At 61.5% G+C, this 8,043-nt stretch carries 17 protein-coding genes; all 17 read right to left on the reverse strand.

Annotated elements, in window-relative coordinates; genetic code table 11:
* Positions 1 to 2: 2 nt before the first annotated feature.
* Positions 3 to 308 (reverse strand): 30S ribosomal protein S14, encoded by a 306-nt coding sequence (gene rpsN / locus IE126_RS08915; protein ID WP_054301612.1) that lies wholly within the window; start codon positions 306 to 308, stop codon positions 3 to 5.
* Between the two features lie 18 nt (positions 309 to 326).
* The gene (gene rplE, locus IE126_RS08920) at positions 327 to 887 is read right to left on the reverse strand and encodes a 50S ribosomal protein L5 (RefSeq protein ID WP_054301613.1); all 561 of its coding nucleotides are present in this window, start codon (positions 885 to 887) and stop codon (positions 327 to 329) included.
* On the reverse strand, positions 887 to 1,192 hold the full coding sequence (gene rplX / locus IE126_RS08925) for a 50S ribosomal protein L24 (protein WP_189380742.1): 306 nt from the start codon (positions 1,190 to 1,192) through the stop codon (positions 887 to 889). The genes rplE and rplX overlap by 1 nt, the downstream gene beginning before the upstream one ends.
* 1 nt (position 1,193) lies before the next feature.
* Positions 1,194 to 1,562, reverse strand: coding sequence for a 50S ribosomal protein L14 (gene rplN / locus IE126_RS08930; RefSeq protein WP_023666245.1), 369 nt, complete (start codon positions 1,560 to 1,562; stop codon positions 1,194 to 1,196).
* A gap of 85 nt (positions 1,563 to 1,647) precedes the next feature.
* Positions 1,648 to 1,881 (reverse strand): 30S ribosomal protein S17, encoded by a 234-nt coding sequence (gene rpsQ / locus IE126_RS08935; RefSeq protein WP_189380743.1) that lies wholly within the window; start codon positions 1,879 to 1,881, stop codon positions 1,648 to 1,650.
* Positions 1,882 to 1,892: 11 nt separating this feature from the next.
* Positions 1,893 to 2,093: a 50S ribosomal protein L29 gene (gene rpmC, locus IE126_RS08940; protein ID WP_054301616.1), complete on the reverse strand. Its 201-nt coding sequence runs from the start codon at positions 2,091 to 2,093 to the stop codon at positions 1,893 to 1,895.
* Between the two features lie 220 nt (positions 2,094 to 2,313).
* Positions 2,314 to 2,727, reverse strand: a complete 414-nt coding sequence (rplP, locus tag IE126_RS08945; RefSeq protein WP_054301617.1) for a 50S ribosomal protein L16 — start codon at positions 2,725 to 2,727, stop codon at positions 2,314 to 2,316.
* 14 nt (positions 2,728 to 2,741) lie between these two features.
* Positions 2,742 to 3,452, reverse strand: a complete 711-nt coding sequence (gene rpsC / locus IE126_RS08950; RefSeq protein WP_054301618.1) for a 30S ribosomal protein S3 — start codon at positions 3,450 to 3,452, stop codon at positions 2,742 to 2,744.
* Positions 3,452 to 3,832, reverse strand: a complete 381-nt coding sequence (gene rplV, locus IE126_RS08955; RefSeq protein WP_054301619.1) for a 50S ribosomal protein L22 — start codon at positions 3,830 to 3,832, stop codon at positions 3,452 to 3,454. The genes rpsC and rplV overlap by 1 nt, the downstream gene beginning before the upstream one ends.
* 3 nt (positions 3,833 to 3,835) lie before the next feature.
* Positions 3,836 to 4,114: a 30S ribosomal protein S19 gene (rpsS, locus tag IE126_RS08960; protein WP_054301620.1), complete on the reverse strand. Its 279-nt coding sequence runs from the start codon at positions 4,112 to 4,114 to the stop codon at positions 3,836 to 3,838.
* A 3-nt stretch (positions 4,115 to 4,117) separates the two neighbouring features.
* Positions 4,118 to 4,957 (reverse strand): 50S ribosomal protein L2, encoded by an 840-nt coding sequence (rplB, locus tag IE126_RS08965; RefSeq protein ID WP_054301621.1) that lies wholly within the window; start codon positions 4,955 to 4,957, stop codon positions 4,118 to 4,120.
* Positions 4,958 to 5,129: 172 nt separating this feature from the next.
* Positions 5,130 to 5,429 carry a 50S ribosomal protein L23 gene (locus IE126_RS08970; RefSeq protein ID WP_054301622.1) on the reverse strand — a complete coding sequence of 100 codons (300 nt, stop codon included), beginning with the start codon at positions 5,427 to 5,429 and terminating at the stop codon, positions 5,130 to 5,132.
* Positions 5,426 to 6,046, reverse strand: coding sequence for a 50S ribosomal protein L4 (gene rplD / locus IE126_RS08975; RefSeq protein ID WP_108128402.1), 621 nt, complete (start codon positions 6,044 to 6,046; stop codon positions 5,426 to 5,428). The genes IE126_RS08970 and rplD overlap by 4 nt, the downstream gene beginning before the upstream one ends.
* Positions 6,043 to 6,759: a 50S ribosomal protein L3 gene (gene rplC / locus IE126_RS08980; RefSeq protein WP_108128401.1), complete on the reverse strand. Its 717-nt coding sequence runs from the start codon at positions 6,757 to 6,759 to the stop codon at positions 6,043 to 6,045. The genes rplD and rplC overlap by 4 nt, the downstream gene beginning before the upstream one ends.
* 15 nt (positions 6,760 to 6,774) lie before the next feature.
* Complete coding sequence (gene rpsJ, locus IE126_RS08985; protein WP_054301625.1) at positions 6,775 to 7,080, reverse strand: 30S ribosomal protein S10; 306 nt, start codon at positions 7,078 to 7,080, stop codon at positions 6,775 to 6,777.
* Positions 7,081 to 7,283: 203 nt separating this feature from the next.
* Entirely contained in the window at positions 7,284 to 7,796 is a 513-nt protein-coding gene (locus IE126_RS08990) for a hypothetical protein (RefSeq protein WP_145693591.1), read from the reverse strand.
* A gap of 178 nt (positions 7,797 to 7,974) precedes the next feature.
* The coding region (locus IE126_RS26375) for an EF-Tu C-terminal domain-related protein (protein ID WP_209223782.1) at positions 7,975 to 8,043 on the reverse strand (69 nt) is incomplete at its 5' end.

The raw sequence follows: 8,043 nt of genomic DNA on the forward strand, positions 1-8,043 counted from the left end.
CCTTACCAGCTCGACTTGACCATGCCCGGGATCTGGCCGAAGGAGGCCAGCTCGCGCAGCATGATCCGCGACAGTTTCAGCTTACGATAGTAAGCATGGGGACGGCCGGTGAGCTGGCAGCGGTTGTGCAGCCGGGTCGCCGACGAGTTGCGGGGCAGTTGGGCCAGCTTCTGTGCCGCGGCGAAACGCTCGGCAACGGGCAGGTCCTGGTTCGAGATGATCTCTTTGAGAGCAGCGCGCTTGGCGGCGTAGACGTCCACCAGATGCTGACGCTTCTTCTCGCGTTCGATCATGGATTTTTTAGCCATAATGATTTCCTCGCGCGATCAGCTGGAGAACGGCATGTTGAAGTGCTTGAGCAGCGACTTCGCTTCAGCGTCGGTCTTGGCGTTGGTGCAGATGATGATGTCCATGCCCAGAACGTCGTCGATCTTGTCGAACTCGATTTCGGGGAACACGATCTGCTCTTTCAGCCCCATGGCATAGTTGCCACGGCCATCGAACGACGTGCCCTTGACGCCGCGGAAGTCGCGGACGCGCGGCAGCGCGACGTTGATGAGACGGTCGAGGAATTCATACATGCGGTCACCGCGCAGGGTCACCTTGCAGCCCAGCGGCATCTCTTCCCGCACACGGAAGCCGGCGATCGACTTCTTGGCGTGGGTGATGACAGCCTTCTGACCGGCAATCGCGGTCAGCTGCTCGGCGGCGGCTTTCACCTTCTTGGTGTCCTTCACCGCTTCGCCAACGCCCATGTTGATCACGATCTTGTCCAGACGCGGGATCTGCATGTCGTTCTTGTAGCTGAATTCTTCTTTCAGCGCGGCGCGGATTCGGGTTTTGAACTCGGCCTTCAGACGCGGGGTGTATTCGGCAGCGTCAAGCATCAGATCACGTCCCCCGTGGTCTTGGCGAAGCGCACTTTCTTGCCGTCTTCCATGCGGAAGCCGACGCGGGTGGCCTTGCCGTTCTTGTCAACGATGGCGAGGTTCGACAGGTCGATCGGCATCGCCTTGGCGATGCGGCCGCCCTGCGACGAGGCCGATTGCTTGGTGTGGCGGATGGCGATGTTCACGCCCTCGACAACGGCCTTGTTCGCCGACGGGTTCACCGAGGTGATCTCGCCCCGCTTGCCCTTATCCTTGCCAGTCAGCACGACAACCGTGTCGCCTTTTTTCAGCTTCGCAGCCATATCACAGCACCTCCGGCGCCAGCGAGATGATCTTCATGAAGTTCTTGGCACGCAGTTCGCGCACGACCGGCCCGAAGATACGGGTGCCGACCGGTTCGCCCTGGTTGTTCAGGATGACGGCGGCATTACGGTCGAAGCGGATCGAGGTGCCGTCTTCACGACGGACTTCCTTGGCGGTGCGAACGACAACGGCCTTGCGGACGTCACCCTTCTTCACGCGACCCTTCGGAATCGCCTCCTTGACCGACACCACGATGATGTCGCCCACGGATGCGTAGCGGCGGTGCGAGCCGCCCAGAACCTTGATGCACTGAACCCGGCGAGCGCCGGAGTTGTCAGCAACATCCAGATTGGTCTGCATCTGGATCATTTGGTTTCTCCCGACCTTTGGAGCGGCTGATCAGCACCGCCCCAGGGTTTCGTTCAGATGACTGAACGATGGGACCGGAGCCTTCTCAGGCCTCGGTCACCACCGTCCAGCGCTTCGTCTTCGAGATCGGCGCGCATTCTTCAATGCGCACGGTGTCACCGACCTTGAACTTGTTATCCGCGTCGTGAGCGCGGTATTTCTTCGACTTCCGCACGGTCTTTTGCAGAAGCGGGTGCTTGAAGCGACGCTCAACCAGAACGGTGATGGTCTGTTCGTTCTTGTCCGAGGTGACGACACCTTGCAGGATACGCTTGGGCATGTGCCTACTCCTCAGTTCGCAGCTTCAGCAGCTTGCTGGTTCAGAACCGTCATGATGCGGGCGACTTCCTTGCGGACGGCACGCATGCGGGCGGTGTTCTCAAGCTGGCCGGTCGCCTGCTGGAAGCGCAGGTTGAACGCTTCCTTCTTCAGCGCCACGAGCTGCTCGCGCAGCTCGGCCGGCGCCTTGGCCTTCAGTTCCTTGGCGGTCATACGCCTGTTCCTTTTCACAATCGCCAGACGGCCCCTGTTTCATGGGGTGACCGTTACCCTGGCGGATCAATGACAAATCCGCGAATCTCCGGTCACCCGGAATCCGCAGGATGCGGTTCCTTACCGGAGGGGGCCTGCAAGGGCAAGGGAAACTTTGCCGCAAGCAAAAGCCCCCGGCCTTTCGGACCGGGGGCTTTCAATCTTTCGGGTCAGACCGGGATTACCAGTCTTCGCGAACCACGATGCGCGAGGTGACCGGCAGCTTCATCGCGCCGAGACGCAGCGCCTCGCGGGCGATGACTTCGGACACGCCGTCGATCTCGAACATCACGCGGCCCGGCTTCACCTTGCACGCCCAGTAGTCGATCGAGCCCTTGCCTTTACCCATCCGCACTTCGGTCGGTTTCGACGAAACCGGAACATCCGGGAAAATGCGGATCCAGACGCGACCCTGACGCTTCATGTGGCGGGTGATCGCACGACGGGCAGCTTCGATCTGGCGCGCGGTCACACGCTCCGGCTCGGTTGCCTTCAGGCCGAAGGTGCCGAAGTTCAGGGCGAAACCGCCCTTGGCTTCGCCGTGGATCCGGCCCTTGTGCTGTTTGCGGAACTTCGTCCGTTTCGGTTGCAGCATCTTTCTCTACTCCCTTACGCGCGCTCGCGGTCGCGGCGCTGCGGACGCGGAGACGGGGTCTCTTCCGACAGACGACGGTCATGCGCTTGCGGGTCGTGCTCAAGGATCTCGCCTTTGAAGACCCAGACCTTCACACCGATGATCCCGTAAGGGGTCTTGGCTTCCGACAGCGCATAGTCGATGTCGGCGCGCAGGGTGTGCAGCGGCACGCGGCCTTCACGATACCATTCGGTCCGCGCGATTTCCGCGCCGCCCAGACGGCCCGAGACGTTCACACGGATGCCGAGGGCACCCAGACGCATCGCGTTCTGCACGCCACGCTTCATGGCGCGACGGAAGGAAACGCGACGTTCCATCTGCTGAGCGATCGATTCGGCCACCAGTTGCGCGTCGAGCTCCGGCTTGCGGACTTCGACGATGTTCAGGTGCAGTTCCGAAGCGGTGAACTTCGACAGCTTCTTGCGAAGCGTCTCGATGTCCGCGCCTTTCTTGCCGATGATGACGCCCGGACGCGCAGCGTGAATGGTCACGCGGCACTTCTTGTGCGGACGTTCGATGATCACTTTCGAGATCCCGGCCTGCTTGACTTCCTCATGGATGAAGTCGCGCATCTTGAGATCTTCGAGCAGCAGATCGCCGTAATCTTTCGAATCGGCGAACCAGCGGCTGTCCCAGGTCCGGTTGACCTGAAGACGCATCCCGATAGGGTTGACCTTCTGACCCATTACGCAGTCTCCCCTTTCTGACGCACCTTGATGGTGATTTCCGAGAACGGCTTCATGATCTTGCCGAACCGGCCACGCGCACGCGGACGGCCACGTTTCATCACCAGGTTCTTGCCGCACCAGGCTTCGGCAACCACCAGTTCGTCAACGTCGAGACCGTGGTTGTTTTCAGCGTTGGCAACAGCCGACTGAAGGCACTTCAGAACGTCCTGCGCGATCCGCTTCTTCGAGAAGGTGAGGTCGGCAATCGCCTTGTCCACCTTCTTGCCGCGGATCAGGCCGGCAACCAGATTGAGCTTCTGCGGCGAGGTGCGAAGCATACGGGCTTTCGCCATCGCTTCGTTGTCCGCCACGCGGCGCGGATTCTTTTCCTTACCCATGGCTTACTTCCTCTTGGCTTTCTTGTCGGCCGCGTGACCGTAGTAGGTCCGCGTCGGCGAATATTCACCGAACTTCTGGCCGATCATTTCTTCGGTCACCGCGACGGGGATGTGCTTCTTGCCGTTGTAGACGGCAAAGGTCAGACCCACGAATTGCGGCAGGATCGTCGAGCGACGCGACCAGATCTTGATCACTTCGTTCTTGCCCGACTCGCGCGCCTTCTCTGCTTTCTTCAGCAGGTAGGCATCGACGAAGGGGCCTTTCCAGATAGAACGTGCCATGGATTAGCGTCCCTTCTTCTTCGCGTGGCGCGACCGGACGATATACTTGTCGGTCTGCTTGTTCGAACGGGTGCGGTTGCCCTTGGTGCCCTTGCCCCACGGAGTAACCGGGTGACGGCCGCCCGAGGTCCGGCCTTCACCACCGCCGTGCGGGTGGTCGATCGGGTTCATCGCGACGCCGCGGACGGTCGGACGCACGCCCTTGTGGCGCATACGACCGGCTTTACCGAAGTTCTGGTTCGAGTTGTCCGGGTTCGACACGGCACCGACGGTCGCCATGCATTCCTGACGCACCATGCGCAGCTCGCCCGAGGACAGCCGGATCTGGGCATAGCCACCGTCACGACCGACGAACTGGGCATAGGTGCCAGCAGCACGGGCCAGCTGGCCGCCCTTGCCGGGCTTCAGCTCGACGTTGTGGACGATCGTACCGATCGGCATGCCCGAGAAGGGCATCGCATTGCCCGGCTTCACGTCGGTCTTGGCGCCGGCGACAACGGTGTCACCCACGGCCAGACGCTGCGGAGCGAGGATGTAGGCCAGTTCGCCATCGTTGTATTTCACGAGAGCGATGAAGGCGGTGCGGTTCGGATCGTATTCGATCCGCTCGACGACCGCCGGAACGTCGAACTTGCGACGCTTGAAGTCAACGACGCGGTAGAGACGCTTCGCGCCACCACCCTTGTGCCACATCGTGACGCGTCCGGTGTTGTTACGGCCACCCGTCTTGGTCAGACCCTCGGTGAGGGCTTTGACCGGACGGCCTTTGAACAGCTCCGAACGGTCGATCAGAACCAGCCCACGCTGGCCAGGCGTCGTCGGTTTATACGACTTGAGTGCCATGCTTTCTGTCTTCCGTTAGCTTGCGCATAACGCCCCTCGGTCCTTGCGGCTTTCAGGTCGCTTTCGCGCGGTTGAAGGGCTCCGAAGATCCCCGGTGACATGCGAAATCAGATTCCGCAAAAGACCGGCGGCCCCGGAAATCCCGGGGCCGCGCGATTCGTAGCGGCTTCTATCAGAGGCCCGAGGCCACGTCGATAGTGTTCCCCTCTTCGAGGATCACATAAGCCTTCTTCTTGTCCGAGCGCTCACCCGCGATGCCGCGGAAGCGCTTGTTCTTGCCCTTGGCGACAACGGTGTTCACGGCCTTCACCTTCACACCAAAGACGGCCTCAACGGCTTCCTTGATCTGGGGCTTGGTCGCATCCATCGACACGAGGAACGTCGCCGCATTCGAGACTTCGGCCGCGAGGGTCGTTTTCTCGGTGATGATCGGCTTCTTGATCAGGTCGTAATGTTCGGGCTTGGCGGTCATTTCAGACGAGCCTCCAGAGCTTCGATCCCGGCCTTGGTGATGACCAGCTGGTCACGGCGCAGGATGTCATAGACGTTGGCACCCATCGACGGCAGAACATCGATGGTCTCGATGTTGCGGGCGGCCTTGACGAAGTTCTCGTTCACTTCCGCACCGTCGATGATCAGAACGCGCTTCCAGCCCAGTTCCTTCGCCGCCTTCGCCAGCTGCGCGGTCTTGGCTTCCGCCATGGCCAGCGTGTCGACGATGATCAGCTCACCCGCCTTGGCTTTCGCCGAGAGCGCGTGACGCAGACCCAGAGCGCGGAACTTCTTCGGCAGGTCATGGGCGTGCGACCGCGGGGTCGGGCCCTTGTAGACGCCACCGTGACGGAAGATCGGCGCCTTCTTGGAACCGTGGCGGGCGCCGCCGGTGCCTTTCTGGCGATAGATCTTCTTGGTCGAGTAGGACACGTCCGACTTGCCCAGAACCGAGTGCGTGCCAGCCTGTGCTTTCGCACGCTGCCAGCGCACCACACGGTGCAGGATGTCGGCGCGCGGCTCGAGGCCGAACAGCGCTTCGTCCAGATCGATGGAACCGGCCTTGCCGCCGTCCAGCTTGATCACATCAAGTTTCATGCTTCACCCCCTTCGACGGCGGCTTCAGCAGCCGGAGCAGCCGAACGCACGGCAGCCGGCAGCGGCAGACCGGCCGGAGCCGCTTTCTTCACCGCATCCTTGATGGTGACCCAGCCACCCTTGGAACCGGGCACGGCGCCCTTCACCAGGATCAGGCCACGGTCGGCATCGGTCTTCACGACTTGCAGGTTCTGCGTGGTCACACGCACGGCACCCAGATGGCCAGCCATCTTCTTGCCCTTGAACACCTTGCCGGGGTCCTGGCACTGGCCGGTCGAACCGTGCGAACGGTGCGAGATCGACACACCGTGCGAGGCGCGCAGACCACCGAAGTTGTGACGCTTCATCGCACCGGCAAAGCCTTTACCGATCGAGGTGCCCGCGATGTCAACGAACTGACCCGCGAGGTAATGGTCGGCGGTGATTTCCGCGCCCACATCGATCAGGTTTTCGGCCGACACGCGGAACTCGGCCACTTTGCGCTTCGGCGCCACATTCGCTTTCGCGAAGTGACCACGCTGCGCGGCGGTCGTGTTCTTGGCCTTGGCGGAACCGGCACCCAGCTGAACGGCGGTATAGCCATCCTTGTCAGCGGTACGCTGTGCGACCACTTGCAGGGCGTCGAGTTGAAGAACGGTCACAGGAACCTGCTTGCCGTCTTCGAGGAACAGCCGGGTCATGCCCAGCTTCTTGGCGATAACACCAGAACGCATCTGCTTCGCCTCCCCTTACACTTTGATCTCGACGTCCACGCCAGCGGCGAGGTCGAGCTTCATCAGCGCGTCCACGGTCTGGGGGGTCGGATCGACGATGTCGAGAAGACGCTTGTGCGTGCGGATTTCCCACTGGTCGCGCGACTTCTTGTCGATGTGCGGACCACGGAGAACCGTGAATTTCTCGATCTTGTTCGGCAGCGGGATCGGGCCGCGCACTTGCGCGCCGGTCCGCTTGGCCGTGTTGACGATTTCCTGGGTGCTGGCATCCAGCACACGGTAATCGAAGGCTTTCAGCCTGATACGGATAGTCTGGCTCATATGGTGCCCCTTGGGCTCGGCGGGAAGTCTCGGGCCGGCGCACCGCCCCCAAACCCCTCTTCCGTAGGTTTCTTGCACAGGGATGAAAGAAACGAGTCGGCCCCAAGGGACCGACCCGTTCACATCGAGGGCGCGTTTAGACCGCCTGCGACTATAAAGCAAGGGTGGAATCGTCCACGCTGCCAAATTCGGTGGCCGTCCGGCTACGGATCACCCGGAAAACCGAAGATGTCCATCCTGAAGCCACGGCGCCCAAGGCCAAGCCGGAACGGCATCTGCCGGTCCGGCACCCCGGCCAGAATGAACACCGCCTGAATCATGACCAGCAGCCCGACCACGAACACCATCACCCCGCCCCACAGCCATTTGCCACCGGCCTTGTCGCTGCGCATCTCGCCGGTTTCCGGCCTGTATCGTCCCGGGACAACCTCCCCGATCAGATGGATCTTGTGCGACTGCCAATAGGCCTGCGCATATTCCGCCCGCGGCGGGGTCGCCCCCGCCAGCGCAAAGACGGGGCGGTATTCGAAACGCGCATCCGGCTCCGTACCCGACGGAACCTTGCGGGACTGAAAATCCACCACCACCAGCTGCACCGGATCGGACTGGAACAGGAAAACCAGCCCGTTCCATGAAAAGAGATACCCCATGAAACACATCGCCGCGCCCAGCAGCGAATATTTCAGGGCGTTAATAACCATAAATACAAGACGCATGCACTTTTTCCCGAATGTTTGGGAAAGCTCTGCCCGATCCTGACGGCGGGAGTGTGTCATAACCGCGGCCACGGGCGGCAATTGAAAAGGCCGCCCCGAGGGGCGGCCTTTCAATCAGATGATCTGCGAGATTACCCGATGATCTTCGACACGCCGTTGCGGGCGCGTCTTTGGATCATCATTCGATGATCTTCGACACCACGCCGGCGCCGACGGTGCGGCCGCCTTCGCGGATGGCGAAGCGCAG

Origin of the sequence: Gemmobacter nanjingensis (assembly GCF_014652195.1) — a bacterium.
Lineage (GTDB): Bacteria > Pseudomonadota > Alphaproteobacteria > Rhodobacterales > Rhodobacteraceae > Gemmobacter > Gemmobacter caeni.